At 53.1% G+C, this 25,165-nt stretch carries 25 protein-coding genes; 18 read left to right on the top strand and 7 right to left on the bottom strand.

The window, feature by feature from the left end; translation table 11 throughout:
* Window positions 1-175: 175 nt before the first annotated feature.
* Window positions 176-2,215, top strand: a complete 2,040-nt coding sequence (gene prlC / locus SHEW_RS18940) for an oligopeptidase A (RefSeq protein WP_011867451.1) — start codon at window positions 176-178, stop codon at window positions 2,213-2,215.
* Window positions 2,216-2,300: 85 nt separating this feature from the next.
* Here the strand turns inward: prlC and SHEW_RS18935 are convergent, their stop codons facing one another.
* The gene (locus SHEW_RS18935) at window positions 2,301-2,804 is read right to left on the bottom strand and encodes a lactoylglutathione lyase family protein (RefSeq protein WP_011867450.1); all 504 of its coding nucleotides are present in this window, start codon (window positions 2,802-2,804) and stop codon (window positions 2,301-2,303) included.
* A 93-nt stretch (window positions 2,805-2,897) separates the two neighbouring features.
* Here SHEW_RS18935 and SHEW_RS18930 point away from each other — a divergent pair, with 93 nt between their 5' ends.
* Window positions 2,898-3,770 (top strand): LysR family transcriptional regulator, encoded by an 873-nt coding sequence (locus SHEW_RS18930; protein ID WP_011867449.1) that lies wholly within the window; start codon window positions 2,898-2,900, stop codon window positions 3,768-3,770.
* An 86-nt stretch (window positions 3,771-3,856) separates the two neighbouring features.
* Here SHEW_RS18930 and SHEW_RS18925 read toward each other — a convergent pair whose 3' ends face one another.
* The gene (locus SHEW_RS18925; protein WP_011867448.1) at window positions 3,857-5,470 is read right to left on the bottom strand and encodes an AbgT family transporter; all 1,614 of its coding nucleotides are present in this window, start codon (window positions 5,468-5,470) and stop codon (window positions 3,857-3,859) included.
* A gap of 479 nt (window positions 5,471-5,949) precedes the next feature.
* Here SHEW_RS18925 and SHEW_RS20770 point away from each other — a divergent pair, with 479 nt between their 5' ends.
* From SHEW_RS20770 to SHEW_RS18905, 5 genes are all read left to right on the top strand, one after another.
* Entirely contained in the window at window positions 5,950-6,153 is a 204-nt protein-coding gene (locus SHEW_RS20770; protein WP_150099993.1) for a hypothetical protein, read from the top strand.
* Window positions 6,154-6,345: 192 nt separating this feature from the next.
* Window positions 6,346-6,915, top strand: a complete 570-nt coding sequence (locus tag SHEW_RS18920; protein ID WP_011867446.1) for a LemA family protein — start codon at window positions 6,346-6,348, stop codon at window positions 6,913-6,915.
* Window positions 6,916-6,931: 16 nt separating this feature from the next.
* Window positions 6,932-7,942 (top strand): DUF3137 domain-containing protein, encoded by a 1,011-nt coding sequence (locus SHEW_RS18915; RefSeq protein WP_011867445.1) that lies wholly within the window; start codon window positions 6,932-6,934, stop codon window positions 7,940-7,942.
* The gene (locus SHEW_RS18910; RefSeq protein ID WP_011867444.1) at window positions 7,942-8,673 is read left to right on the top strand and encodes a lytic transglycosylase domain-containing protein; all 732 of its coding nucleotides are present in this window, start codon (window positions 7,942-7,944) and stop codon (window positions 8,671-8,673) included. The genes SHEW_RS18915 and SHEW_RS18910 overlap by 1 nt, the downstream gene beginning before the upstream one ends.
* Before the next feature lie 5 nt (window positions 8,674-8,678).
* Window positions 8,679-9,041: a nuclear transport factor 2 family protein gene (locus SHEW_RS18905; RefSeq protein WP_011867443.1), complete on the top strand. Its 363-nt coding sequence runs from the start codon at window positions 8,679-8,681 to the stop codon at window positions 9,039-9,041.
* 28 nt (window positions 9,042-9,069) lie between these two features.
* Here SHEW_RS18905 and SHEW_RS18900 read toward each other — a convergent pair whose 3' ends face one another.
* Complete coding sequence (locus tag SHEW_RS18900) at window positions 9,070-9,909, bottom strand: 23S rRNA (adenine(2030)-N(6))-methyltransferase RlmJ (protein ID WP_011867442.1); 840 nt, start codon at window positions 9,907-9,909, stop codon at window positions 9,070-9,072.
* A gap of 162 nt (window positions 9,910-10,071) precedes the next feature.
* Between SHEW_RS18900 and SHEW_RS18895 the strand changes: the two genes are divergently transcribed.
* The 9 genes from SHEW_RS18895 (at window position 10,072) to SHEW_RS18865 (ending at window position 16,863) form a co-directional block, all read left to right on the top strand.
* Window positions 10,072-10,851: a class I SAM-dependent methyltransferase gene (locus SHEW_RS18895; protein WP_011867441.1), complete on the top strand. Its 780-nt coding sequence runs from the start codon at window positions 10,072-10,074 to the stop codon at window positions 10,849-10,851.
* Window positions 10,852-11,024: 173 nt separating this feature from the next.
* Window positions 11,025-11,375 carry a hypothetical protein gene (locus SHEW_RS18890; RefSeq protein ID WP_011867440.1) on the top strand — a complete coding sequence of 117 codons (351 nt, stop codon included), beginning with the start codon at window positions 11,025-11,027 and terminating at the stop codon, window positions 11,373-11,375.
* An 884-nt stretch (window positions 11,376-12,259) separates the two neighbouring features.
* On the top strand, window positions 12,260-12,730 hold the full coding sequence (locus tag SHEW_RS20765; RefSeq protein WP_150099992.1) for a hypothetical protein: 471 nt from the start codon (window positions 12,260-12,262) through the stop codon (window positions 12,728-12,730).
* A 593-nt stretch (window positions 12,731-13,323) separates the two neighbouring features.
* A complete protein-coding gene (locus SHEW_RS20760; RefSeq protein WP_150099991.1) occupies window positions 13,324-13,674 on the top strand; it encodes a hypothetical protein in 351 nt (116 codons plus the stop codon).
* 168 nt (window positions 13,675-13,842) lie between these two features.
* Window positions 13,843-14,337 (top strand): hypothetical protein, encoded by a 495-nt coding sequence (locus SHEW_RS18885; RefSeq protein WP_011867439.1) that lies wholly within the window; start codon window positions 13,843-13,845, stop codon window positions 14,335-14,337.
* A gap of 42 nt (window positions 14,338-14,379) precedes the next feature.
* On the top strand, window positions 14,380-14,973 hold the full coding sequence (locus SHEW_RS18880; RefSeq protein WP_150099990.1) for a hypothetical protein: 594 nt from the start codon (window positions 14,380-14,382) through the stop codon (window positions 14,971-14,973).
* A 442-nt stretch (window positions 14,974-15,415) separates the two neighbouring features.
* Window positions 15,416-15,685 (top strand): DUF7661 family protein, encoded by a 270-nt coding sequence (locus tag SHEW_RS18875; protein WP_223294743.1) that lies wholly within the window; start codon window positions 15,416-15,418, stop codon window positions 15,683-15,685.
* Between the two features lie 26 nt (window positions 15,686-15,711).
* Window positions 15,712-16,257, top strand: coding sequence for a DUF2937 family protein (locus tag SHEW_RS18870; RefSeq protein WP_011867436.1), 546 nt, complete (start codon window positions 15,712-15,714; stop codon window positions 16,255-16,257).
* 132 nt (window positions 16,258-16,389) lie between these two features.
* Window positions 16,390-16,863: a peroxiredoxin gene (locus SHEW_RS18865; protein ID WP_041406793.1), complete on the top strand. Its 474-nt coding sequence runs from the start codon at window positions 16,390-16,392 to the stop codon at window positions 16,861-16,863.
* Between the two features lie 128 nt (window positions 16,864-16,991).
* Here the strand turns inward: SHEW_RS18865 and SHEW_RS18860 are convergent, their stop codons facing one another.
* The 4 genes from SHEW_RS18860 to ompR all read right to left on the bottom strand — a co-directional run bounded on the left by SHEW_RS18860 (window position 16,992) and on the right by ompR (window position 22,108).
* Window positions 16,992-17,837 carry a hypothetical protein gene (locus SHEW_RS18860; protein WP_011867434.1) on the bottom strand — a complete coding sequence of 282 codons (846 nt, stop codon included), beginning with the start codon at window positions 17,835-17,837 and terminating at the stop codon, window positions 16,992-16,994.
* Window positions 17,838-17,941: 104 nt separating this feature from the next.
* Window positions 17,942-19,900, bottom strand: coding sequence for a methyl-accepting chemotaxis protein (locus tag SHEW_RS18855; protein WP_011867433.1), 1,959 nt, complete (start codon window positions 19,898-19,900; stop codon window positions 17,942-17,944).
* Between the two features lie 150 nt (window positions 19,901-20,050).
* Window positions 20,051-21,361, bottom strand: coding sequence for a two-component system sensor histidine kinase EnvZ (gene envZ / locus SHEW_RS18850; protein ID WP_011867432.1), 1,311 nt, complete (start codon window positions 21,359-21,361; stop codon window positions 20,051-20,053).
* Between the two features lie 21 nt (window positions 21,362-21,382).
* Complete coding sequence (gene ompR / locus SHEW_RS18845; protein WP_011867431.1) at window positions 21,383-22,108, bottom strand: osmolarity response regulator transcription factor OmpR; 726 nt, start codon at window positions 22,106-22,108, stop codon at window positions 21,383-21,385.
* 406 nt (window positions 22,109-22,514) lie between these two features.
* On the opposite strand from ompR, the gene greB reads away from it, so the two are divergent.
* The gene (greB, locus tag SHEW_RS18840) at window positions 22,515-22,997 is read left to right on the top strand and encodes a transcription elongation factor GreB (protein ID WP_011867430.1); all 483 of its coding nucleotides are present in this window, start codon (window positions 22,515-22,517) and stop codon (window positions 22,995-22,997) included.
* Between the two features lie 234 nt (window positions 22,998-23,231).
* Entirely contained in the window at window positions 23,232-25,043 is a 1,812-nt protein-coding gene (locus tag SHEW_RS18835; protein WP_011867429.1) for a thiamine pyrophosphate-binding protein, read from the top strand.
* Window positions 25,044-25,165: the final 122 nt, after the last annotated feature.

Here is a 25,165-nt window from a genome sequence, read left to right as displayed (position 1 = left end):
TTCATCCAGGCTGCTGCTAGGTCTTACTTCTAGGTTTTAAGTGTTAGGTTTATAAACCTAGCTGTTAAATCCTGGGTTTAGCTCTCTTCGGCGCGCTAGTTTGCTAAAGATGCTTGAATAGTCGCGCCATCGCCCATACATAATCTCAATACCCTAAGATTGACGAGGACACCAGATGAGTAACCCTTTGCTAAGCGGCAGTGAATTACCGCCATTTTCGCAAATCAAACCCGAGCATATTCAGCCAGCCGTCGAGCAGGGGATTGCTAATTGTCGCCAGAAGATCGATGAGGTGCTCGCCAGTGGCGGTCCCTACACCTGGGATAACCTGATCGCACCGCTCGAGCAGGTGGATGACGAATTGAGCCAGATCTGGTCGCCCGTGTCGCACATGAACTCTGTGCTCAGCACTGATGAGTGGCGCGCCGCCCACGATGCCTGCCTGCCGCTCTTGTCGGAATATGGCACCTATGTGGGTCAGCATCAGGGGCTGTATCAGGCCTATAAGGCGCTGAAGGAGTCCGACGAGTTTGCCCAGCTAAGTCAGGCGCAGCAAACCAGCATCACCCACAGCCTGCGTGATTTCGAGTTATCTGGTATCGGATTAAACGATGAAGATAAACAAACTTATGGAAAACTGGTTAAACGTTTATCTGAGTTAACCAGTAGCTTCTCTAATCAGCTGTTGGACGCCACCCAGGCCTGGACCAAGTTGGTGACCGATGAGCAGGAGCTGGCAGGCTTGCCCGAGTCTGCCATTGCCGCAGCCAAGGCGATGGCCGAGGCCAAAGAGCAGCAAGGTTGGTTGTTTACCCTGGACTTCCCCTCTTACCTACCCGTGATGACCTACAGCGACAACCGTCAGCTGCGGGAGGAGTGCTACCGCGCCTTCGTGACCCGCGCCTCGGATCAGGGCCCTAACGCAGGTGAGTTCGACAACGGTCCGCTGATGGATGAGATCTTAGATCTGCGTCATCAGCTGGCTAAACTGCTGGGCTTCGACAGCTTCGCCCACAAGTCGCTGGCGACCAAGATGGCCGAGTCGCCTCAGCAGGTGCTGGATTTCCTTAACGAGTTGGCGGCCCGCTCTAAACAGCAGGGACAGAATGAGCTTGCCGAGCTGACCGCGTTCGCCGAGAAAGAGTTTGGCGTTATCGAGCTGGCCCCATGGGATCTCACTTATTATGCCGAGAAACTCAAGCATCACAGATACGAGATCTCCCAGGAGCTGCTGCGTCCTTACTTCCCTGAAGATCGTGTGCTGTCAGGCCTCTTCTATACCGTGTCGCGCCTGTTCGGTCTGACCATAGAGGAGCAGGAACATTTCGACAGCTGGCACAAAGATGTGCGCTTCTTCCATATCAAAGATGCCAAGGGCGAGCACAGAGGCAGTTTCTTCCTGGATCTCTATGCTCGCGAGGGCAAGCGTGGTGGCGCCTGGATGGACGATTGCCGCGTGCGTCGTCAAACCGCCCATGGCCTGCAGAAGCCGGTGGCCTACCTCACCTGTAATTTCAATGCCCCGGTCAATGGTAAGCCTGCGCTGTTTACCCACGACGAGGTGACGACTCTATTCCACGAATTCGGTCACGGTATACATCATATGCTGACCAAGATAGACGTGGCGGGCGTATCAGGTATCAATGGTGTGCCTTGGGATGCGGTGGAGCTGCCGAGTCAGTTCATGGAAAACTGGTGCTTCGAGGAGGAAGCCCTGGCCGAGATCTCCGGACACTTCGAGACCCATGAGCCATTGCCGAAGGCCATGCTAGACAAGATGCTGGCGGCGAAGAACTTTCAGTCAGGCATGATGATGTTGCGTCAGCTGGAGTTTTCGCTGTTCGACTTCCGCCTGCACCTGGAATATGACCCGGCAGAGGGCGCCCATATTCAGGCCAAGTTGGATGAGGTGAGAGATCAGGTTGCCGTGGTGAAGGCCGCCGATTTCAACCGTTTCCAACACAGCTTCGCCCATATCTTTGCCGGTGGTTACGCCGCGGGTTACTACAGCTACAAGTGGGCCGAGGTGTTGTCGGCCGATGCCTTCTCGCGCTTTGAGGAAGAGGGGATCTTCAACGCCGATACCGGTCGCAGCTTCCTGGAGAACATTCTCGAGATGGGTGGCAGCCTGGAGCCGATGGAGCTGTTTAAGCGCTTCAGAGGCCGTGAGCCAGAGATCGACGCCCTGCTGAGACACTCGGGCATTCAAGGCTAATGCCTTGTTCTGACTAGCCTAAACCGATACCAAAAGGCCAGCCCTGTGATTAGGGTTGGCCTTTTTTATGGGCTAGTGTTTGGTATTAGTAAGCGCCCGCACTATAGGTCAGCTCATAGCTGTGGCTGTAGATCTCTAAGATGTTACCGAAGGGATCTTCCATATAGATCATGCGGTAAGGCTTCTCGCCTGGGTAGTAGTAACGCGGCGCCTGCATGCGCTTCTTGCCACCGGCGGCGACAATCTTCTCTACCAGGCCTTCGAGATCCGGGTCCTGTACGCTGAAGTGGAATACGCCCGTCTTCCAATATTCGAAGTTGTCTTCCGGGTTCTGCTGATTGGCAAACTGGAAAAGCTCGACACCTATCTTGTCGCCGGTAGCCAGGTGGGCGATACGAAACGAGCCCCATCCCGCGCCGAAGACGTCGGTACACATCTCGCCGATGGCGCTGTCATCCTCAACAATTTCTGTGGGTTTCATGATGAGATACCAGCCCAGTACCTCAGTGTAGAAGGCGACGGCCGCATCGAGGTCCGGCACCGAGATGCCTATGTGTGAGAAGGTTCTTGGGTAAGCTGGGTTGTTCATGCTGTGCTCCTGTTTAACGAATTGGGCACAGATTACAAAGTGAACTAAATTATGTAAAATTATCAAAATTAATCATTTTGAGTACAAAATGTGATGATGAATCCCATCTGGTTACGCAGCTTCTGCACCTTGGTGGAACTGGGGCATTTCACCCGCACCGCCGAGCGCCTGTATATGACTCAGTCTGGTGTCAGCCAGCATGTGCGCAAGCTGGAGGAGCAGCTTGATACCCAGCTGCTACTGAGAGAAGGCAAGAAATTTTCCCTGACCCACGCCGGGCGTCAGCTATACCAGCAGGGGCAGGCGATACTGCAATCCCTGGCTCAGCTTGAGCAGGGAATCAAACAAGACCCGCCCTTTGCCGGAGAGGTACGCCTGATGTCACCCGGCAGTGTCGGCCTCAAGCTCTATGGTGAGCTGCTTGAGCTGCAATGCGCCCACCCCGAGTTGTCGCTGGATTATCGTTTCGCCTCCAACGCCGGGGTAGAGAGCGCCATCGCCGCCATGGAGGCGGATATCGGCCTGATGACCCGCCAGCCAGAGCTGTCCGAGGTGCAGGCCGAGGCGATTGCCGAGGAGCCGCTACTCCTGGTGACGCCAGCTAGCCAAACGTCTCTCTCCTGGGAGGCCTTGCTACAGCTGGGCTTTATCGATCATCCCGATGGCGCCCACCATGCCAAGTTGCTGCTGGGGGCTAACTATCCTGAGTTCGAGCACAGTGATCAGCTGCCTAACCGGGGCTTCTCGAATCAGATAGGTTTGATCTTAGAGCCGGTGAGCCGAGGCTTGGGCTTTAGCGTCTTGCCCGCCTATGCGGTGGAGGCCTTTGCCCGTCAGGATAAGATTACCGCTCATCGGCTGCCGGTAGCCGTCAGCGAGACTATCTATCTTTGCCGCCGACGTCAGGCCGTGCTGCCGAGGCGAGTCGATTCGCTCAGCGAGGCCATTAAGGCCTGCCTGGCTTAGCAAGTGAGTAGGGCCTGCTTGGCCTAGAAAGATCTGGCCTAGCAAAATGAACGAGACCGGCGGTTTCACCGGCCTCGCAGTTGGTATTAAGGCGTGTAGTAGGTTGCCGCGCCTGGGCCAACCGGCAGGCCGAGGGCAAACACCCAGATGAAGAAGAAACAGGTCCAGCCGATGAAGAAGACGATCGAGTAGGGCAGCATGGTGGCGACTAGGGTGCCTATGCCGAGATGCTTCTTGTATTGGGAGGCCACGGCCAGGATCAGGCCGAAGTAGCTCATCATGGGGGTGATCAGGTTGGTGACCGAGTCGCCGATACGATAGGCGGCCTGAATCGTCTCTGGGGCGTATCCCACCAACATCAACATGGGCACGAAGATAGGCGCCGTCACCGCCCACTGGGCCGAGGCGCTGCCCAGCATCAGGTTGATGAAGCCGCACATCATGATAAACAGCAGGAACACCAGCGGGCCCGTGAGGCCGATGGCGTTGAGGGCATCGGCCCCTGCTACCGCCAGCACCGCGCCCAGGTTAGTCCACTTGAAGAAGGCGACAAACTGGGAGGCGAAGAACACCAGCACGATATACATGCCCATGGTGCTCATGCTGTGGGACATGGCGTCGATCACGTCCTTATCTCGCTTCATGGTGCCCACCACCTTGCCGTACACCAGGCCAGGAATGGCGAAACAGATGAAGATGAAGGCCACTATCCCCTTGAGGAAGGGCGAGCCCGCGACCAGCCCCGTCTCTGGGTGACGCAGCGGCGCGTTTTCCGGCACCACAGAGAGCGCCAATATGCCGCCCAATACTAAGATGGAGAGGCCAGCCATCTTCAGTCCCTTGATCTCCAGCGGCGTGACGCCATCCATCTTCTGATTGTGCAGATCTATGCTGGCCTCGCTGGGATCATACTTACCCAGCTTGGGCTCGACGATCTTCTCCGTGACCAGGGCGCCGAGAATGGTGATGACGAAGGTCGAGGCGAACATGAAGTACCAGTTGACCTCTGGGCCCACTAAATAGTCAGGGTCGATCATCTGCGCCGCTGCCTCGGTGATGCCCGACAGCAGAGGGTCTACCGTGCCCAACAGCAGGTTGGCGCTGTAGCCGCCGGAGACACCGGCGAAGGCCGCCGCCAGACCCGCCAGGGGATGACGCCCGAGGGAGTGGAAGATCAGCGCCGCCATAGGGATCAATACCACATAGCCCAGCTCGGCGGCTGTGTTGGAGACGATACCGGCGAAGACTATGGTGAGGGTAACCAGACGCTTAGAGGCGCCCATCACCAAAGTGCGCATCGCGGCCGATAGCAGGCCGGAGCGATCGGCGATGCCGACCCCCAAGAGGGCAACCAGTACAGTGCCTAAGGGAGTGAAGCCGGTGAAGTTGGTCACCAGGTTGGAGACTATCATCCTCAGGCCTTCGGCATTCATCAGGCTGATCACATGGATCAGGCCATCCTCGCTGCGTCCCGCCGCGCCGATCGGACGGGGATCGTTGACCGTCAGTTCGAAATAGCCGGCGATGCCGCTGATCACTATGACGGCGGCGCAAAACAGGGCGAAGAGGGTGATGGGATGGGGCAGGAGGTTACCCAGGTGTTCGACCAGGTTGAGAAAGCGGACGAAAAGGCCCTTCTTGGTCGTCGATGGTGTTGGGGGCTGACTGGCCACCAGACCATCTTCTTGGTTGGAGCTCATGGTGTTTCCTTCATCTTGGGCATCTGGGTGCCCTTATCATTTTGATCGCCTGTAGGCGGAGTGTTAGCACTTTATGATGAAGGAGTTGCTTTAACTGAAGCTTAATTTGCCATAATTGCCCGCCCTTAGCGGGTTATGGCGGGTGGCAAATGGAGAGTACTGAAAGCGATTGTGGCGGCTTCGTTCAGGCAAAAAAAAGCCCAGCTTAGTCTAAGCGGGCCAATGAAAGGATGATGATTGAAACCAAAGCCCAATTAGGGAAGATTGGGTTGCCTCTTGGTTGATTAAGATAATAGCCCAGGTTGGCTGTACGAATACTGAACAGGTGACACCTTTAAAGGCTGGAGCCGCGATTGGACAAACACCGGTGAAAAAGTGAAAAAGTGCATTAGGCCTTCCTCTGCCTGCAAGGCCTGATCTTACTGGTCAAACTCTGCGCAACTAGCAGCCTGGGTTTGAATGCTGGGGCGACAGTGTCTATGAAATACGCAGCAGATAGACCGATTTTTGCCCTAATGTCTCGCTTAACGCCGATAAAGCCTGTCATTTTGCCCCTTGGCTTGGGGGATGATTTTGATGCGGCAATATTGCATCAATTTATATGGCGTTGTTTTGTATTGCCATTTATCTTTGATTCGCCGCTTGCTGTGCTTTTTGCCGCGCGCCGAGTTAAAAGCGGTTAAGCTAGGTAAAAAGGATGCTTTTACGGCAAAAATGGCGTGATAAATATCATTTTCGGTGAAAAAAGATGAATATAGCAGCAACGCCTTGCCGAAAATGGCAACGATAAATTGCTGGAAATCATCGCGAAAATCGGTGAAGCTGGTGCGTTAACTAACGAGATATAAGAATAACTATAGGGAAGGAACTCAAAGATGGAAGGTTTGCTGTTAGGCCTTGGCCTAGTCGTTATTATCACCTACCTCTGGTATGTCAGCCTGATCAAGAAGCGTAACGCCGTGCGTGAAGCCTTGTCGGGTATCGATGTGCAGCTGAAGAAGCGCGCCAACCTGGTGCCCAACATGCTCAAGATTGCACAGAAATTTATGGATCACGAGAAGTCGCTGCTGACGGAGATCACCGCGCTGCGTACTCAGGTGACGGCGGGCTATGATCTTAACGATGCCGCCGCTATCAAGGAGCATCTGGGTCTGGCCGAGCAGCTCAACAGCAAGATGGGCCAGCTAATGGTCAGCGTCGAAAACTACCCCGAGCTCAAGTCTGACAAGACTATGGTGCAGGCGATGGCGACCTATAGCGAGGTCGAAGAGCATATCTCGGCGGCCAGACGTTTCTACAACGCTGCCGTGTCTGAACTCAATACCGCGGTGGAGATCTTCCCCGGCTCCATTATTGCCTCTATGGCCAAGGTCAAGGTGATGCCTTTCTACGAGGCCGATGAAGCGTCCAAGGCGCCGATCGACGCATCCGATTACCTGAAGTAAGCCGGGTTCAGATGCCATGAACCCCATCAGTTTCATCCTCGGGGCGCCGATTAAGGCCCAGCGTGAGCCGCAACGCCTGCGGGCGGACCCCGAGGAGTTGGTACAATTTAAGGCTTATTATGAAGAACATATCGAGCCGCTCACCCGTAAATTTGAAAACCATAGGGTCGCCAGCCTCAAGGCGCTGCGCGGGCGTATCTATACCAGCTTAGGGATCCTCCTGGGCCTGGCGCTGTTGATCCTTATCTTTAGTATGTCCGGTTACCTGGATATCCCTTGGGTCTTCTTCATCGTGCTGTGCCTCCCCTTTGGCTGGTGGAGCTATCGTCCACTCAAGCGCTACAAGCGGGATGTGAAGCAGGAGGTGTTTCCCAAGATCTTCCGCTATTTCGGCCCCGACTTTATCTTCAGCACCAGCCATAACATGAGCCTGACTCAGCTCAAACGCTCCAAGCTGCTGCCTGGCTATGACAATGCTAAGTTTGATGACTATGTGCAGGGCACCCACAAGGGGGTGGAGATCGCCATCAACGAGCTGTGTCTGACCAAGCAGGTCAAACGCGAGAAGAGCACAGAGACAGAAACCGTCTTTCGTGGCGTCATGGTGCAGCTCAGCAGCCACAAGAGGTTTAAGGGCCATACCGTAGTGGTGAAGAACCGCGGCGGCCTGGTGAATTTTCTCTCCAGCAGCTTTAAGAGTCTGAGCCGGGTCAAGCTGGAAGATCCCAGATTCGAGAAGCAGTTCGATGTCTTCTCCAGCGATCAGATCGAGGCGCGCTACCTGCTCACCCTAGGTTTCATGGAGCGTCTGCAGTCACTCGCTAACCTGTTTTCCGGCAAGATCCAGTGTGCCTTCTACGAAGACAAGCTGTTGATCATGTTGCAGAGCGGCGACAACCGTTTCGAGCTGGGCTCCATCTTCAACGGCGCGACCTTCGAGTACGAATTTAGCCAAATTAACCGAGAGATGAAGCAGCTTTTTGCTATGATTGAAGTACTTAAACTCGATCAGAATATTGGATTCTAATGCCTAGCCGTGCTCGTCTTGCGCCTCATTTTGTTCAAAAGCTGCTATGCCTCTGGTGCGGCCTGGCACTGTGTCTGCCTTTAGGTGCCACCGAGCAGGCACAGAAGCCGCGCTACAAGGCGAGCTATTCTAAGCATGGCATCTTAAGCAACGGCGATGCCCCGCGCCTGGATGAGACCGACGACAGCAAGATCAAGGTTTATCAATATACCCAGGCCAACGGCGTGGTGGCCTTTGCCGACCATGCCCCGGGCGACAGCGAGTTCAGGGTCTTGTTATATGAGTGCTACGCCTGCAAACCAGACTCAGATCTCGACTGGCAGAAGATGCCGCTGTTTAGCGCCGAATATGATGAGTTGATCTCACGGGCCGCCAAGACCCATGGGCTGGACCCTGCACTTATCCGCGCCGTGATCCATGCCGAATCCGCCTTCAACGTATTTGCCCTGTCACGCAGCGGTGCAATGGGCTTGATGCAGCTGATGCCGGGTACCGCCAAGGCGATGGGGGTGAAGAACCCTTACCGGCCCGAGCAGAATATCGACGGCGGCGCCCGCTATCTGGCCAAGATGCTGGCAAGGTTCGACGGCAATATCGATCTGGCTTGCGCCGCCTATAACGCCGGCCCCACCACAGTGACTCAGTACAAGGGGATCCCGCCCTATCCGGAGACCCAGGCCTATGTAAAACGGGTCAAGATACTGCTGAAACGCTATCAGAAGCTGGGGTAGATGAGATGCGCCAGACCATTATCGAACTGGAACTCGCGCTGCTTAGCCCAGAGGTGCGCTGCGATGCCAATGTGCTCGACGAGCTGATCCATGCCGATTTCTTGGAGGTGGGCGCTACCGGGATGAGTTTTGGCAAGCCCGAGGTGCTGGCGCGTCTGCCCAAGGAGAAGCCGCCGGCGTTTAAGATAAGTGATATGCAGTATCGCTTGTTGAGTGAGAACCTGGCTCAGCTCAACTATCGCGCCTGTTTTAAGCCGGTGAACGAGGTGGATAAGCGCTATTCGCTGCGCACCTCGCTGTGGAAATGCGATGGGGGGCGTTGGCAGATGATCTATCATCAGGGCACGCCCTGCGCGCCCTTCTTCTAAGTACTAAAAGTATTCGTTATTGAGGGCGTTATTCGCCCACTTCCCAGGTGACCTGCACATGGCCGCCGCCCTGATTGAGCAAGGGATCCAGATATTCTAGCGTCGTCTCGGCGATCTCATCCAGCTGCCAGGGAGGATTGATCACCCACAGCCCCGCCGCCGTCATGCCAAACTCCTCGCTGTCAGGTTTTATTGCCTGCTCTATGCGTAGCTGACGCTTGATGCCGCTCTGCTTGAGCAGCTCGAACATTGCCTCCGTCTGCTCGCGCTGCACCACGGGATACCAGATCATGAAGACGCCGGTGGCGAACTTCTTATGGGCCTTGATCACCGCCTTGGCGACCTCCTGGTAGTCGCTCTTCATCTCGTAGCTGGGGTCGATGAGGATGACGCCGCGACGCTCAAGTGGTGGCACGGCGGCCTGCAGCCCTTTGAGGCCATCGCCCTTGATCACCTTGATCTGCTTGTCGCTGCCCAGCTGCTCTTCAAGTAGCTGATGGTCTGTGCCATGCAACTCATGCAGCACCATGCGATCATTATCTCTCAGGTTCATGTCGACAAAGGCGGGCGAGCCAGGGTAGAGCTCCAGCTCATCTGAGCCATTGAAGTGTTTGATATCGCTTACGTATTGGCTAAGGGCTTCGGGCAGGTCCTGCTTGTCCCACAGTTTGGCGACCCCCTCTAGATACTCGCCCGTCTTCTGGGCAAACTCATCGGATAGCGCATAGCCGCCGGCACCGGCATGGGTGTCGATATACACCATGGGCTTATTCTTCTTATGCATCAGCTTGAGGGTTTGCAGCAAGATGCTGTGCTTGAGCACGTCGGCATAGTTTCCGGCGTGGTAGCCGTGGCGGTAACTTAACATGAATATTCCAGATGATGAGGGCGCTAGCCTGATAGGGCGATTATAGGGGGGATGCCAGCCCAGGTACAGCAGCAGGCAGTAAGCCTCGCTAACAAAGGCCATATTCAGCGCGGCGCAGTTTTGGCATAATGGCGGCGTGATTTCTTAATTGACCGAGCCAAAGTGACAGCATCATCGACCCAGCCCGCCTCTGTGGGGATCTTTTTTAATCGCCAATACCCGACCCTGGAAGCCGTGTGTGACCGTTGGGGGTTGGTGTTCGACGAAAACGCCCTGTTTGAGCTGGTGTTCGAAGATAACTGCCTGGTGTTGAATAAGCGTGACGAGCCCAAGCTGAAGGGGATATTTGTCGATTTCGTCTCTGGTGCCGTGGCCCATAGACGCAAGTTTGGCGGTGGCCGGGGTCAGGCGATCGCCAAGGCCGTCGGCCTTAAGCAGGGGGTGACACCGAGTGTCGTCGATGGTACCGCAGGCTTGGGGCGAGACGCCTTCGTGCTCGCCAGCCTGGGCTGTAATGTCACCATGGTGGAGCGTAATCCCGTGGTCGCCGCTCTGTTGGAAGATGGTCTGCGCCGCGCCTATGAGGATGCCGATATCGGCCCCTGGATGCAGGAACGCATGCGCCTGGTGCATGGCTCCAGCCTGACGGCGCTGGCCGAACTGGGTGAGCAGGTGGATGTGGTCTATCTGGATCCTATGTATCCCCACAGGGAGAAGTCGGCCCTGGTGAAGAAGGAGATGCGGGTATTCCAATCGCTAGTGGGCGCCGATCTCGACGCCGACGGCCTGCTGGCCCCCGCCATGGCGCTCGCCAGTAAGCGGGTAGTGGTCAAACGCCCCGACTACGCCGAGGATCTCGACGGCGTCAAACCCAACACCCGCATCGAAACCAAGAAAAACCGCTTCGACGTCTACGTCAAAGCCGCGATGAAGAGCGAGTAGCGTCTAGATAATCGGTGGCGATTCAAGTTGTAGATGTCGCAACTATGCGCGTAGGTCCCCTATTGGACAATACATTCTTCCAAGGGCTTGATCATGCTGTTGGTGGCTTTAGCTGGTTACAGCAAACGACTAATGCAACGAGCACATGTCAAGTTCCAATGAGGTGTCAATAAGTGGAAAAAATTAGTTCAAGAGATTTTATGTATATTAGTGCGGTATTGATCATTCCTGTTGTTATGTTATTTAAAGGGATGTATCTCTATTTTTTAGGTACCTTTGCTATAGCTCTTCTGTTAGTTGTATTTGACCCTCTTTTTAAGAGGTTTAGAAGCCAAATAGATGGGGCGGACAAGTTCATCGCCTATAACTTTATAACTGGTTTGATGGTAGGGGTTGGGCTAATTTTCTTTTCACATTTAAGCTCATTATTGATATCTGTTTGGTTTACAATTGATATTTTTTATGGTTTGAAAGTGGCAAAGAAAATTGAATCTATTAATGATGATTTAGAGAAAAAAGAGTAGATTATGAATCGCCACTGATATCTTAGGCGCCTTCCAGTTAGATACGAAGCCGGTCATTTAGAACTAGGCTTTATTGTGTATATGCCCCAATAATCTTGGGGCTTTTTCTTGCCTTGAACTAAGCAATGTGACCAGTAGTCTGAGCAGTCGTTGCCATTAGAAGCGGTCAGTGGCTGCCAGCAGGCGGGGCAATCCGAGCCTGCGCCGCTACTAAGATAAATTGTATAAGCCCGTATTATCGGGGTCCCCCTTCCTGTAACTTGATTTCTGCTGTTTGGCCGAAGCGTATCGTGCTTGCCCACAGTTGGAGCGATTTGAACCTGAGCTGTTACTTGTGTACGTGATCGGTGTTATTTCTTGCCAATTGTTATGTAGCGTTGTCAGTGGATCTTAAAATATCCGGATGTTGCAAAAGTACATGCCATCATCATGATCTGAAAAAGGCCGCTCTTATTTGTCAGCTTATGGTTATATTTTATGTCAGGTTATGGTTGCATCTTTTGGCTAAGTGGTTGAAAGCTGGAGGCTGCCTATGTCAGCTTATGCTTCCAGCGACATTTTTATCTTTCTGTCAAACTCAACCTATCTGATACTCCGCTCATAGCCATCTGAATATGTGTTCTCATTCATGTTCTCTTCCTAGGGGCGCATAGGAGTAATCTGGAAAAAGTGATGCTATGTTATTGATTCACTGTGGGGGACTTTATAGATACTGATTTTGCCACAAGATATGCCCTGGTTTGCTGTATCTTTGTAAGCAATTGAAAGGTGATAGAGGTTTGTGTTGACTTATGCTTCCGGCTACATAGTCTTAATGGACATATTTGTGGTGTTTTTGCTAGTAATGTCATCCTTGATGGGGAAGTTGTGAAGAAGGTATTTCAATGAATAGATTGAAGCTTTTATTGTGTTGGGCTTTTATGGTGCTTTCTGGTTGCACTAGTTCAGGGATAAATACGGTTGAAGATAGATATGAAGGATATATTTTAAACTGCATCAATGAATATGGTTTGCATAGTCGCAGCAATATAATTGATAAAGCCAATAGGGTTTATGTTTTTTATGCAGGCTCTAATTTAGCTGATGTGTTTTTTTCACATGGAGATGTGGGCGATTTTACCGCGAGGAGTCCTGATTATGAAGGATTGCTTTATTGTGGTGGAGTAGTTAATAAAGATTTTGATATATATCAAATTAAATATGCTCGTTCATCTAAAGATCTTTTAAGAAGACCAGGGTTTGAGTTAGGAGCCGTGAATGCTAATACTTGTGGAACAGCTAAGGTGAGGTGGTACATCCTACATGATGGAAAGCTCGAGTATAAAGATGAGAAGGTATTCGACTGCTGGAAATGAGGTTGGTCATATATAACTAGGCTTAATTTAAGTCATTATGACATAGGTATTTTTCTTATTTTCAATCTGGCTTGTGCAACTTGACGAAGTGCTCAGTGCTTGCTTGGAAGGCAATGTTCCGCTGCGCCGCCAATTGGGGTGACAAGTGCAATCGATAGTTACTAGTTTGTTTAGCGACATCTTCAAGTTTTAACGATCTCAGATCTACTAAAAGCAAATGGCGCGACCATGAGCGTCAAAGGAGGCTTTATTGGTCAGCTAATGGTTATCTTTTATGCTAGGTTATGGTTGCATCTATTGGCTAAGTGATTGAAAGCTAGAGGTGGCCTATGCCATTTTATGCTTCTAGCGACATCAGTTGCGAAGGACAATCGCAGTATCAATGAAAATCTAATAATGGTCGCGGGTTTACGAGCGCCAAAAATATCAACACCAACATCAAAATTTTCTGATAGAACTCAAAGAGTCATTGATGCATTGAATACTGGGGTCGAGAGATTCCACTATAAAGTTTTTGGAGATATAGATTTTGCCATTTGCAAATGGCGACCTAGATACTGCTGAAAAATTGATGAATATTTTAATGGAAGAGTATGACTATATATCGAGTTTTAATACTGACATTGTTACTTCAAGGGTGCTTCGCTTCAAAGCAAGCCCTCACTGAAGCAGATTGTTCTGCATTATATAGGAAAGGCTGGAATGAGTTTTTAGATATTGAAACTGTTGAGTCTGAGATAACACTTCAATTTCCAAAGGTTGTTTCCATAAAGCAAGGTCATTTATTAAAGTGGTTTTATAAATCGAATAGTGAAATAGCAATTTGTAAAGCCATTTCAAATAATGATAGCTGTGGAGCAATTTATAGTTCCTTTAATAAAGAAGATGGTTTTTGGGTTAGAGGTGAAGATATTGTAACTATTTGCAGCGGACATCCAAGGTAAGCTAAGCAATCCCCATTGGCTTCAAAGCCCAGCCAGAAACGGTTAAGCTTTTTAGTTGACCATTACATTCTTATCTGTCAGCTTATGGTTATATTTTATGTTAGGTTATGGTCGGCGGTGGTTGTGCATTAAGTGCGATATTTTCCCTGTGGATAAAGAGTCTTAAGGATGAACAAGTATTGGTTAATATTGGTATTAGCCTTCGGTATCGAGAATCTAGGTCTTTGCTCCGTGGCAGAAGAGACCCACGAGCGTGTAGATGAGATAGTGCTAGATTTTTTAGTTGATCTTGCACAGATTCAGGTCGAGGAAGGCGAGATTATTTCAAATAAAATAAATAGTATTTATAAAAGTTCACATTGGGTTGATGTTTCCCAAGGTGATATGCGCAATGTAGACATCTCTTTGGTCAACGCGCCATTTTTAATCTTAGCAGATCTGAATGGCGGGAAGGTTATACAATCCAAGATTGTTGATAAATATGCATGTGTATTTGTCGCAAATAAAGCTGTTATTGGTGGTTTTTCTTTAGTATATGAAGATGGATGGAAGTTTATGGCTCCGTCTGTATATTGGGAAGACCAAAATCTTCTAAAAGAGTGTTCCGCTTTGAAATTTGAACTGGGTGTAACTGCTACGGAATTTATTTCTTTAAAGGAATGAGCCTGGCTTCGCTTGTCAGAGATTATAGCTGTGAGAGTGCGTATGAAAAAATATCTATATGCTGTTATGTTTTTCTATTTAATCAACATCAGTGCTTATGCTAACGGCGAATTTGTCACTTTGGAATTGGAAAAGGGCGTTACGTTTGATTCGTTTATAGTTAAGCGTGAGGCAGTACATGAGAGCTATTATAACTTTAAGTTAAAGCTTAATCCTTATCTTGAGCGTGGGATGTGTTTTAGAGATTTTGTTGAGTTGGAAATGGTCGGAGTGGATTTCCATGTAGATTATAGAAAGAGTGCTTTTCTTGGGGGGGAGGTCTCGAGTGTAGATTGCGAGGAGAAAAGAGATTTTGTCACAATTGAAAATATGGCAAATAGACAAGATTTTGAAATTATTAATGAGTTTATAGATAGTTTTGAAAAATTTTGTGAAAGTTTGGAGGAAAATGTTTTCAGCAATGGGGTTAGCATAAATGAAATTTGCAATAACACAGAGATCGTAAGAATTTCGAGCAAGTCATATAGGAATCAAACTGAATATGAAGTTTTGCGCAGTGATGTTAATAACAGAAAAAGCTATGTGCAAATTTTTAAGACTGATGGTTCTTACGAATTGTATAAAATAGTGCACTGATTTTTGGTGTGAGTGGGCTAAGGTGTGAACAAGCCCTATGTGTGTTCTGCGTCGGTTTACAGGAGTGGATGCATGGTGTGATTCGCGGCAAATGGCCCAAGAAGGTGCATTCACAACAGGTAAGCCAGTAAGCCCTGCCTTAGGGGCTTTCACAGCAGATAACCCTTTGTAACATCTGACTTTGACAGGCTCCGGCATGCCTTGAGTCAGACGCCTTGAATGCCAATTGCATTGTAAGCCGAAGTGCCACGAGGACTTATTTGCAACTTCCCTAAAGGATTTCATGATTAGCTTCATTTAAGAAATAGCGATTTACGCCGCTTGCTCTGTTTAATCGGCTTTTGCTGTAGCTTCTATGATTCCGGCCTTAATTAAAATTCATTTTGTAACAATGTTTTAGTGTGATATTGCTTAGTCTGTCAGCTTGTGTATGTAACGATAGATGTTTGACAATATAACTAAGTTAGCAATCAATAATACCAAGGTGGGTGGAATGATCAGGGTGAATGTGTTTGGCAGATCTATGTCGGTGCGGCGAGTGGGCGAGGAGTGGCAGCTGTTTAATGAGTCGCAAACCGGGATGCGCAGCCGTGTCTATGAGGTGGTGATCCCGCCCGAGCTTGCTGAAGATCAGCTGCTAAGTTATCTGGATGATATCTATCACGAACAGGCCAGTGCCCAGCACCCTGAGGTCAGGTTAGAGAGCAAATAGCACGTTTTGCCGGAGGGTCAGAAAAGATGATTAGACGCTTGATGGATTACCTCAGGCTTTTGCTGTTTGTCTGCGGCGTGCTGCTCGGAGTGCAGATGCCGGCCTTTGTGGATCAGTATGGCAAGGCGCTTGCGGCTCATACCCAGGAGGCCAAACAGAGTCTGGCCGAGTTTCAGCGTGATGCCGACCGTTTCTTCGGCGGCGATATCGACAAGCTGATCGCCCACTATAAGCAGAATCCCGATGCCGTGTTTAACGCCGGTGGTGAGAGCATAGAGGCGCTGTATCAGAGGTATCAGTTGCTGTCTGCAGCGCTGACTGAGTTCAATCAATCACCCTACGGTGGATTCGACAGGCTTGTGCTTGCGCCTCTGCCTGAGATCCGAGACCAGGTGTGGCAGCATTTCAGCCACAGCATACTGCTGGATGGTCGCGCCATCGCCTTCGGTCTGGTGTTCGGCCTGCTGTTTGCCATGTTTTGCGAGTTGACGCTACACGGCTGCGGCCATTGTTGCCTTGGCGCCTATCGTCGCCTCAAGTCTAAAGCTGAGCCGCAGCCAGAGAACAGGTAAGAGAAACCCTAACATTCGTCTGTGTTTGTCTCGCCCAATAACGGCTATGCTTCAGGTACCTGCTTAGGTTTGCGATTGAATAAGGCTCAAATTGGGCCACCTAAGTTTACTGTTAACCATAAGGATTTTTCCATGATAGCCCAAGGACAACCATTACCCGCCGCCACCTTAGGTCAGCTCACCGAGAACGGCATGGTCAACCATGATGTGAACGAACTGTTTGCCAACAAGAAGGTGGTGCTGTTTGCCGTACCCGGCGCCTTTACCCCAACCTGCTCAGAGGCGCATCTGCCCGGCTATGTAGTACTGGCGGATCAGTTTAAGGCCAAAGGGGTCGATATCATCGCCTGCGTATCGGTTAACGATGCCTTCGTGATGAAGGCCTGGGGCGAGGCGCAAAATGCTAGCGAGTTGATGATGTTGGCCGATGGCGATGCCAGCTTTACCAAGGCATTGGGGCTGGAGATGGACACCGCAGGCTTTGGCGGTATTCGCTCTCAGCGTTACGCCATGGTAATCGACAATGGCGTGGTGAGCCTGCTGAATGTCGAGGCGCCCAAGAGCTTCGAGGTCAGCAAGGCCGAGGTGGTACTGGCGGCGTTATAAACCGCTGCAAATAGAAAAGGGAGCCCTAAGGCTCCCTTTTTTGTGGCTAGTTGTTAAAAGGCACTAAACAGCTTTTTTAAAACAAGGCTATAAAACAAAGCGCTAAAACAACACCTTAAAACAAGCCCTTAGAAATAGTGCACATATTCCACGGCGACGCGGTAGAGGGTGTCTTCGAAGCCCAGTAGATCCACCTCGTAGTCGCGGTTGATATATTGGGTGGTGAAGTGCAGCAGGTTATTCTGATTGGCCAGAGGCATGATCACCTCCAGGGTGAGTCTGTCCATGGTGTAGAACTTGTCGGCGTCATAGCCCCATTGACCGTCGAAGCGGCTCCACTTGGCTCCGAGCTGCACCCCCGTGTGGGCGAAGGTGTATTTATTGCTCCACTCGAAGAAATAGCCAAAACCGGCGCGGTTGAGCTCCTCTTCGGTGCGGCCCATCTCCTCACGCGGCCAGTCGTCATCCTTCTCTTCTTCGCTGTAGCCCAGGCCGAGCGTCAGGCCGAGATCATAGTGGTTGACGTTGCCGAAGCGGCGGTTGAGTGACAGCCCGGCGACGGCCAGCTGTTCGAACTCTTCTAGCTGCTGGCTGTTGTAGTGGCCTTCGTAGCGACCATGGAAACTCAGCAGGTAGTCTTGCTGCTCGCCGAAGCGGGCGAAGGGACGCTGATAGTTGAAGCGCAGATCCATGGAGTTACGGAACCTGTCTTCATCATATTTTTCCGAGTCGCGCTCGTAGTAGTAGGTTCCACGCACCCGGAAGTAGTTGTTATCCAGCTGGTAGACATTGTCGTAACGCAGGTCGTCCCAGATAAACGACAGGCCACCACCACGTGACATTGAGCTGAACTCGGAATCCGGATAGGACTCCAGGCCAGCTATGAGTGACATGGCGAAGGGGGAGTTGTCTGAGTCTGCTAGCGCAGGAAAGCTGAGTAGGCCGGCTAGGCCGAGTGCGAGCGTGGTCTTCATGAGGCGCCTCTGTGGTTCATCATCCGTTATGGTGCGGCGCACATTAGCATAAAATGGCCAGCTTTTCTGCTGGCCAGATTCCAGTTTGCTCCCGAGTCTCTATGTTAGGCGGCGTTATCCAGAGATTGTCCGTCGATGCCCAGGCTGGCCTCTATGTCGGCGACCCCTTGAGCCACCTCATCGGCGATCACCTCGCTCTGGCTGGCGGCGGCCATGGCGTGCTGTTTCAGCGACTCCATCGCCTGTGACAGGCTGTCCAGGTGGCTGGCCTGATCGACGCTGAAGCGACTGCCCTGCTTGGCGGTCTCTGTCATCTCCTGAGACTGTTGCTGTACCGTCTGGGTTACCTGCCAGAGATTCTGCGCCCCCTGGGCCTGCTTCTGGCTGGTGCTCGCTATCCCCTCTACGCTCAGGGTCAGTTGCTGATTGGCTTCGGTGAGCTGACTCAATATGGTCACCACCTGCTGCAAGGATTCCTGGGTGCGTTGAGACAGGTTACGCACCTCGTCGGCGACCACGGCGAAACCGCGTCCCTGCTCGCCGGCGCGGGCGGCCTCGATGGCGGCGTTGAGGGCCAGCAGGTTGGTCTGCTCGGCGATGTTGCCAATCACGTCCAGTATGGTGGAGACGTCGTTGACCGAGGTGGTCAGGCTGCCTAAAGAGAGGTGACAGTGGCTCACCGCCTGCTGAGTCTCGTCGGCGGCGCTCATAAAGGCCTGCACCTCTTCCTGACTGGCGAGCATCTGGCTATGGGTCTGCTGGGCATGCTGCTCGACCTGGCTGGAGAGCTCGCTCACCTCTCGGGCGATGGCGCGTACCTGCTCGGTCTGATTCTGCGCCGTGTCGACTATGCCGAGCGTGGTCTCTGTGCCCTGGGTCAGCTCGGTAATGCGGTGTACCAGCTGCGACAGCGAGGTGGAGATCTGGCCTATCTTGACGCGTTGGGCGGCATCTTCTGCCTCGAAGTGATCGAGTAGCTGATTGAAGTGACCGGCGATCTGGCCGGTTTCACAGCGTCGCTCTATGGTCAGGCGCTCGCGGTTGTTGGACTCGCTCAGGCGCATGAAGGCCTGATTCAGGTGTCTGAGGGGCTTAACCACCCGGCGTTGTTGCAACAAGAGGTAGACCAGGGCAAATACTGCCAGCACAGAGACCACACCATAGAGCAGGGTCTGTAGCTGCTGCTTGAGGTGCAGGTTTTGCGCCTGCTGTGCCTGGCCGAGCTGGAGCAGCTCATCTTCTATGCGGACGATGGCGGCCATCATGGCTTCCTGGGCAGCCTGGTTGGCGGTCAGCATCTGGTGGGTGTTGCTCACCTCTTTGCCATAGCGCTGGCTGAGGGAGAGCAGCTCGCTGTAATAGCTTTCGCCTATCTCTATCTGTTCCGGCTCGTCGTCGCCCAGGGCAAACTCGTCCGCCTCCTGGGCTTCATACAGGCCGAGTAGCGGCAGCTTGGCCAGTTGGTCGTGCCAGTCGGTCAGGGCTTGGATCTGAGTCGCCAGCAGTGACTTGAGGCGCTGATCTTTGCCAATCAGATAGTCCTGGGTTAACTGTGACAGCTGATACACCAGAGGCGGCAGGCTCTGAGTCAGCTGCAGGTATTGCTTGGCGAGTTTTGGGTTTTCCGCCAGGCCCTTGTCGGCATACTCGGCCAGGTGCTGGTTATAGGAGATCATCTCGCTCTCGGCGTGGGCCAGCAGCTGACGGGGATTGCCGGCCAGCTTACCCGCGGCGCGGTATTGGCTGTCCAAGTCTTTGATAAAGTTTGAGATAGACCCCTGTAGTCGGTTGGCTTCCTCATGAGAAAGCTGGTCCAGGCTGGCGGCTATGGTCTGAAGCTGTTGCTTGGCGCTGCTCAGCTGCTGGCTGTTGCCCGTACTCAGGTAGCTCTCCAGCTGGCGGCGAACCTCGACCAGAAACTGCTGCTGCAGGTCGGCCAGCATCTGATTCTTCTGTTCTATCTGGGCGCGTTCCTGGTTACTCCATACGACGACACCGGCCAAGAGTGCGGCCAGCAATAACAGGGTGGCAGAGGCCCAGAGGGAGAGGGTGGAAATTTTCATGATCGCGCGCCAGTGACAGTTTGCGCCAGAATATGACGTAATTGTTGCAGATTGATGACACAGCACTCAAGTATGGCACTTAGGTATGACGTCTGAGTATGAGAAGAGGGTGAGCTATTGCCAGGGTTTAGAGGAGGGGCCGAGAGGCAGCTATTCCAGCGGCAGCCATACCTGGGCATGCAGGCCGCCTTCGGGGCGGTTGGTGAGTACTACCTGGCCCTGATGACGGTCGACGATTCGCTTGATGATCGCCAGGCCCAGGCCTGAGCCGACGCTGCCGCGGGCGCTATCACCTTGGGTAAAGGGCTGGAACAGCTTGGGGATCTGATCGCTTGGGATGCCTGGACCGTTGTCTTCCACGCCGAAGCCAACCCGGCGACCGTCGAAACTGGAACTCAGTTGCACCCAGCCGTTGCCGTAGCGGAAGGCATTCTCTACCAGGTTGCTGATGATGCGTTTGACCGCCACCGCCTGCATGGGGATCTCGGGGCACTCGTTTAGCGCTAGCACTATCTCGCCGTCGCGGTTGGTTTCGGCCTGGGCGATATCCTGCAGCAGATCGTTTATCTGCACCAGTTCGCGGTTGGCCTCCTGATCCTGACGTATGTAGGCGATAAACTGGTTGATGATGGCGTCCATATCCTCGATGTCATGCACTATGCCCTCTTTGAGGTACTCATCTTCTTCCACCATCATCTCGGAGGCGAGACGGATGCGGGTCAGCGGCGTGCGCAGATCGTGGGAGATCCCCGCCATCAACAGGGCCCTGTCCTGCTCCAGCTGCTGCATGCTGCGGGACATCTGGTTAAAGGCGTTGGTCACCTCGATGATCTCTGTGGAGCCACTGGGGGGCAGGGGCGCGGGATAATCGCCCCGGGAGACGGAGATCGCCGCCTTCTGCAGGCGCTTGAGCGGTTTGTTCTGCTTGCGGGCAAACCACCAACCACCGGCGACACTCAGGGCACCGATCACCATGAGATAGAGAGTCAGGGGCGAGAGCCCAAATTCGTTGAAGCCGGTCAGAGGTACCTTAATCCATACCGATGGCGCCTGTGGCGGGCGGATCCAGATCTCGAACTCTTTGCCCTGGGCGATGCGCACCTCGGCCTTGCCGCCCAGATGCTCCGACATCTGCGCCGATAGCAGGCTGTAGTAGGCGGCGCGATCGACCCCAGCCTCGCGGGCATCCTTAAGGTTGTAGATCTCCATGCTGTCGTCGCGCACCTTGGCGTTGAGGGCATCGACCATGGAGAGGTGTTCGCGGCCGACATCTACGCCGTCGACGAACAGCAGGTTTACCTGGCGGGCGATCAGCTGGTTGATCTGCTGGTAGGTGGGCTGAATAAAGTACACAGCCACCGAGAGATAGGAGACCAGCTGATTGACCAGCAGCAGCGAGCCTATCAGCAGTACTGTCTGACTGAAGGCGCTGCGGGGAAGAAAGCGTTTAAACCAGCTCATTATTGGGGACGATGGCCAGGGCTAACGCCGCGCGGCACCGTCGGGCACAAACACATAGCCCAGGCCCCAAACGGTCTGGATATATCTTGGGTTGGCGGCATCTTTCTCGATCAGGCGACGCAGGCGCGATACCTGTACGTCGATGGAGCGCTCCAGCGCCGAATAGTCACGGCCGCGGGCCAGGTTCATCAACTTATCCCGCGACAGCGGTTCTCTGGGGTGACTCACCAACACCTTGAGCACGGCAAATTCGCCGCTGGTAAGGGATATTGCCTCTTCGCCGTGGTACATCTCGCGGGTGGCCAGGTTAAGGGTAAATTCACCGAAGGTGATCTCCTCTTCCTGCTGTGTCGGCGCGCCTGGGACCTCTGGGGCCTGACGACGCATGACCGCCTTGATGCGAGCCAGGAGTTCTCTGGGGTTGAAAGGCTTGGGCAGGTAATCGTCGGCGCCCAGCTCCAGGCCTATGATGCGGTCCACCTCGTCACCCTTGGCGGTCAGCATAACTATGGGAATCGTATTGCCATTTTGGCGCAGGCGACGACAGATAGAGAGGCCATCCTCGCCAGGCAGCATAAGATCCAGCACCAGCAGGTGGAAGTTTTCCCGCTCCAGCAGCCTGTCCATCTGCTCGGCATTGGCGGCGCTCCTGACCTGGTAACCCTGTTCCATCAGGTAACGCTCTAGCAGGGCTCTTAGGCGCATATCATCATCGACAACGAGAATTTTAGAGGTTTCTTGTCCCATGCTCTCTATCCCTTATTTCAGTGCGATCGGCTCGAGGTTTACCGCTCAACTGGCTGAATTTCAATATTAATCTTATGTGCCTGCTTAATATAGCCGCTTTGCTATTTAAAAGCCTAGCGAGATTTCATTCAGAGTTGCGGCGATTTTTCACAGTGTTAGAAATAAAACAATCGTAACATACTGATACCAATTGAAATTATATGATTTTTAACTTTCCACTGGGAAATTGTAACCAAATTGAAACCGCCAGTTGGCGAGTGGTTGGGGGATGGCTTGGCTTATCGCCTCGCCAAGGTCGTGCCACTGGGCTATTGTTTTTCAGCGGCTGCGCTGGTTATTATCAGCCGAAAATCATTCGATGCGCGGGCGGTCGCCTGGCATCTTGTTGAGTCGTGACGAGAGAAAGATGAAAGCCATGTTGATCACCCGCGAAGGGTGGCAAGCGCTCGACAGAGAGCTTAAGTATTTATGGAAAGAGTACCGCCCCGAGATCACCAAGAAGGTGCAGGAGGCGGCGGCCCAGGGCGACCGTAGCGAGAACGCCGACTACACCTATAACAAGCGTCTGCTACGTCAGATAGACAGCCGGGTGCGCTATCTGGTGAAGCGGGTGGAAGATCTGCAAATAGTCGATTACTCGCCCCAGCAGGAGGGCAAGGTGTTCTTCGGCGCCTGGGTCGAGCTGGAGGATGAGACGGGCAAGATAGTGCGCTATCGTATCGTCGGCAAGGATGAGCTGGATACCAAGCTCGGTTATATCACCATAGACTCGCCCATGGCGAGGGCGCTGATCGGCAAGCAGGTGGACGACGAAGTGGTGGTCAACACCCCCGCCGGTAAGAAGGAGTGGTACGTCAACAAGATCCAATATAGGGCGTTCGAGGACTAAGCCTGCCTTCACGATTTCAGCCCGGGTGTAAGCCTGGGCTAACGCCTCCAGCCTCAGTTAATGCTCTGATAAACAAATCAATATCTGCCTAATATGAGCCCTGTAACGATATCTTGTCACTGTGGTTCGCCCTTGGCATAGTACTGCGCGCTAAGTCTTGATGATCTCGATCAAGGCGCAGATGCGCCACAGCCCCTAGGCTACAGACATTTTTGGACAACCCGAGAGTCTAACGTGTCTGTATCGATCGAATCTAACTTTGGCGCCGACTACGCCGCCCATCTACCGCTGCTTGGCGATAGCATTGCCGAGCTGCTGGCCTTCTTCGGTGTGAAACGTGTTTATGGTGTCGGCGGCGACTTCGTTGCTAACCTGATCAACACCCTGGATAAACGGGTGGCGGTATTGCCCTCGAGCAACGAGATGCACGCAGGTTTCAGTGCCTGCGCCCAGGCCGAGCTGAACCCTCTCGGGGTCTGCATGACCACTTATACTGTCGGTAGCTTGCCCTGCACCTCGGCGGCGGCCCTGGCGCGCACCGAAGGCCTGCCCGTGGTGTTTATCTCGGGCGCGCCCGGCGAGGCGGAGATAAACAGTCAGGCGCTGCACCACAGCGTACATCCCCATACGGCCTGGCATACAGATCTCGATGCGGCGCTCAACGCTTTCAAGGCGCTGGGCCTGCGCGCCGAGCGTTTGCAGGGCCAGCGACACAGCGGTCAGCCTAACGTGGCGGCGGAGCAGTTTCTACAGCTGCTCACCCATGCCTATGTCAATCGTCAGCCCGTGTATATCGAGGTGCCACGGGATCTTATCTATCAGCCCACCCAGGCCCTGAGCCTGCCGACTTGCCCGAGTGAGTTAAGGCCGCAGGCGCTTAATCTGAGCGGCGCCGAGCTGATCGCTAGCCAGATCAGCACACAGCTGCAGCGTGCCAAGGCGCCGCTGGTATTTCTCGGCGAGAAGCTCAGACTCAATGCACCGCTGCTGGCGAAGATTTTAAGTTTCTGTGAACACAACAAGCTGCCCTATGCTACCACCTGGTTTGGTAAGGGGATGCTGGATGAGTCGAAGCCACTTTGCCTGGGTAGCTACAATGGTGTATTCAGCCGCTTGCCATCTCAGGAGTATATCGAGTCTGCGGCCGACTATGTGCTCGAGCTGGGTACGGCGATTTTCCCTTCAGACACCAATAATGCCTTTAGCAGCCAGACCCACGCCATCGACAATCATGGCAACAAGACCATGCTAAAAGGCACGGCCCAGTGGGAGGCGGATATCGCCGCCGTGATGGAGCTGCTGAGCGAGCAGCCTAATATCAAGGCGGCGCCCGTGGATCTGAGCCTTGATATCGAATCTAACTTGGCGTCAACGTCTCTGAACGCCAGCGATGCCGAGCTGGGTTATCACCATCTGGCGGCATGCATCAACGCAGCGCAGCAGGCCTGCGAGAGCCCCTTCATCTTCGTGCCCGAGGTGGGTAATTCGCTGTTTGCCAGCTTCGAGCTGACCACACTGGGTAGCGATATCGGCCGCAGCTATCTGGCTAATCCTTGGTATGCGGCCATGGGCACCAGCCTGCCTTATGCCAGAGCCGTGGTAGATCAGCTCGCCGAGCAGGGCAGCGCCCAGCCCGTGGTGGTGATCACCGGTGACGGTGGCTTCAACTTCCAGGCGAACGAGTTGATCAACCTGCAGAAGCAAGGCGCCAACCTGATTATCGTCTACATGCGCAACAACATCTTCCATCTGGGTAAGGCGGGTGATGCGCCCATCTACGCCTGTAACCATGAGGGATTCGATCCTAAGTTGTTGATTCAGGCCTATGGTGGCAGGGGACATCTGTGCCGGTACGATGGCGAGTTTGTCGATACCCTGTGTGGCTGTATCGCCAGCGGCGGCCTGCATCTTATTGAGGTACCGGCGCCTATCGAGGAGTCATTCCAGAGCGATACCACCCAGAAGCTCAACTGTTACATCGGCTATCGTAACGGTCAGCCAGAGGCAACTCGCCGCTGGCAGGAGTTATGCGAAAAACGCGGCTAAACTGAGAGACGTGTCGCCTAATTTACCCTGCTTTATCTAGGGTTGCGACAGATAGGGCGTACAACTTGGCCCTGGGCTGTGTTATCTTTGGCGGCACTTAACTCTCTATTTGGGCACGACGT

Source organism: Shewanella loihica PV-4, assembly GCF_000016065.1.
In the GTDB taxonomy this organism is placed as follows: domain Bacteria; phylum Pseudomonadota; class Gammaproteobacteria; order Enterobacterales; family Shewanellaceae; genus Shewanella; species Shewanella loihica.
The sequence above is the reverse complement of the archived record's forward strand: the minus strand, read 5'-3'. Positions and strand labels throughout refer to the sequence as shown.

What these genes read in the sequence shown, in the direction of transcription:
- prlC (WP_011867451.1), top strand. Translation starts at nt 176, where the DNA reads ATGAGTAACCCTTTGCTAAGCGGCAGTGAATTACCGCCATTTTCGCAA.
- SHEW_RS18935 (WP_011867450.1), bottom strand. Translation starts at nt 2,804, where the DNA reads ATGAACAACCCAGCTTACCCAAGAACCTTCTCACACATAGGCATCTCG.
- SHEW_RS18930 (WP_011867449.1), top strand. Translation starts at nt 2,898, where the DNA reads ATGATGAATCCCATCTGGTTACGCAGCTTCTGCACCTTGGTGGAACTG.
- SHEW_RS18925 (WP_011867448.1), bottom strand. Translation starts at nt 5,470, where the DNA reads ATGAGCTCCAACCAAGAAGATGGTCTGGTGGCCAGTCAGCCCCCAACA.
- SHEW_RS20770 (WP_150099993.1), top strand. Translation starts at nt 5,950, where the DNA reads ATGAAATACGCAGCAGATAGACCGATTTTTGCCCTAATGTCTCGCTTA.
- SHEW_RS18920 (WP_011867446.1), top strand. Translation starts at nt 6,346, where the DNA reads ATGGAAGGTTTGCTGTTAGGCCTTGGCCTAGTCGTTATTATCACCTAC.
- SHEW_RS18915 (WP_011867445.1), top strand. Translation starts at nt 6,932, where the DNA reads ATGAACCCCATCAGTTTCATCCTCGGGGCGCCGATTAAGGCCCAGCGT.
- SHEW_RS18910 (WP_011867444.1), top strand. Translation starts at nt 7,942, where the DNA reads ATGCCTAGCCGTGCTCGTCTTGCGCCTCATTTTGTTCAAAAGCTGCTA.
- SHEW_RS18905 (WP_011867443.1), top strand. Translation starts at nt 8,679, where the DNA reads ATGCGCCAGACCATTATCGAACTGGAACTCGCGCTGCTTAGCCCAGAG.
- SHEW_RS18900 (WP_011867442.1), bottom strand. Translation starts at nt 9,909, where the DNA reads ATGTTAAGTTACCGCCACGGCTACCACGCCGGAAACTATGCCGACGTG.
- SHEW_RS20765 (WP_150099992.1), top strand. Translation starts at nt 12,260, where the DNA reads ATGAATAGATTGAAGCTTTTATTGTGTTGGGCTTTTATGGTGCTTTCT.
- SHEW_RS20760 (WP_150099991.1), top strand. Translation starts at nt 13,324, where the DNA reads ATGACTATATATCGAGTTTTAATACTGACATTGTTACTTCAAGGGTGC.
- SHEW_RS18885 (WP_011867439.1), top strand. Translation starts at nt 13,843, where the DNA reads ATGAACAAGTATTGGTTAATATTGGTATTAGCCTTCGGTATCGAGAAT.
- SHEW_RS18880 (WP_150099990.1), top strand. Translation starts at nt 14,380, where the DNA reads ATGAAAAAATATCTATATGCTGTTATGTTTTTCTATTTAATCAACATC.
- SHEW_RS18875 (WP_223294743.1), top strand. Translation starts at nt 15,416, where the DNA reads ATGTTTGACAATATAACTAAGTTAGCAATCAATAATACCAAGGTGGGT.
- SHEW_RS18870 (WP_011867436.1), top strand. Translation starts at nt 15,712, where the DNA reads ATGATTAGACGCTTGATGGATTACCTCAGGCTTTTGCTGTTTGTCTGC.
- SHEW_RS18865 (WP_041406793.1), top strand. Translation starts at nt 16,390, where the DNA reads ATGATAGCCCAAGGACAACCATTACCCGCCGCCACCTTAGGTCAGCTC.
- SHEW_RS18860 (WP_011867434.1), bottom strand. Translation starts at nt 17,837, where the DNA reads ATGAAGACCACGCTCGCACTCGGCCTAGCCGGCCTACTCAGCTTTCCT.
- SHEW_RS18855 (WP_011867433.1), bottom strand. Translation starts at nt 19,900, where the DNA reads ATGAAAATTTCCACCCTCTCCCTCTGGGCCTCTGCCACCCTGTTATTG.
- envZ (WP_011867432.1), bottom strand. Translation starts at nt 21,361, where the DNA reads ATGAGCTGGTTTAAACGCTTTCTTCCCCGCAGCGCCTTCAGTCAGACA.
- ompR (WP_011867431.1), bottom strand. Translation starts at nt 22,108, where the DNA reads ATGGGACAAGAAACCTCTAAAATTCTCGTTGTCGATGATGATATGCGC.
- greB (WP_011867430.1), top strand. Translation starts at nt 22,515, where the DNA reads ATGAAAGCCATGTTGATCACCCGCGAAGGGTGGCAAGCGCTCGACAGA.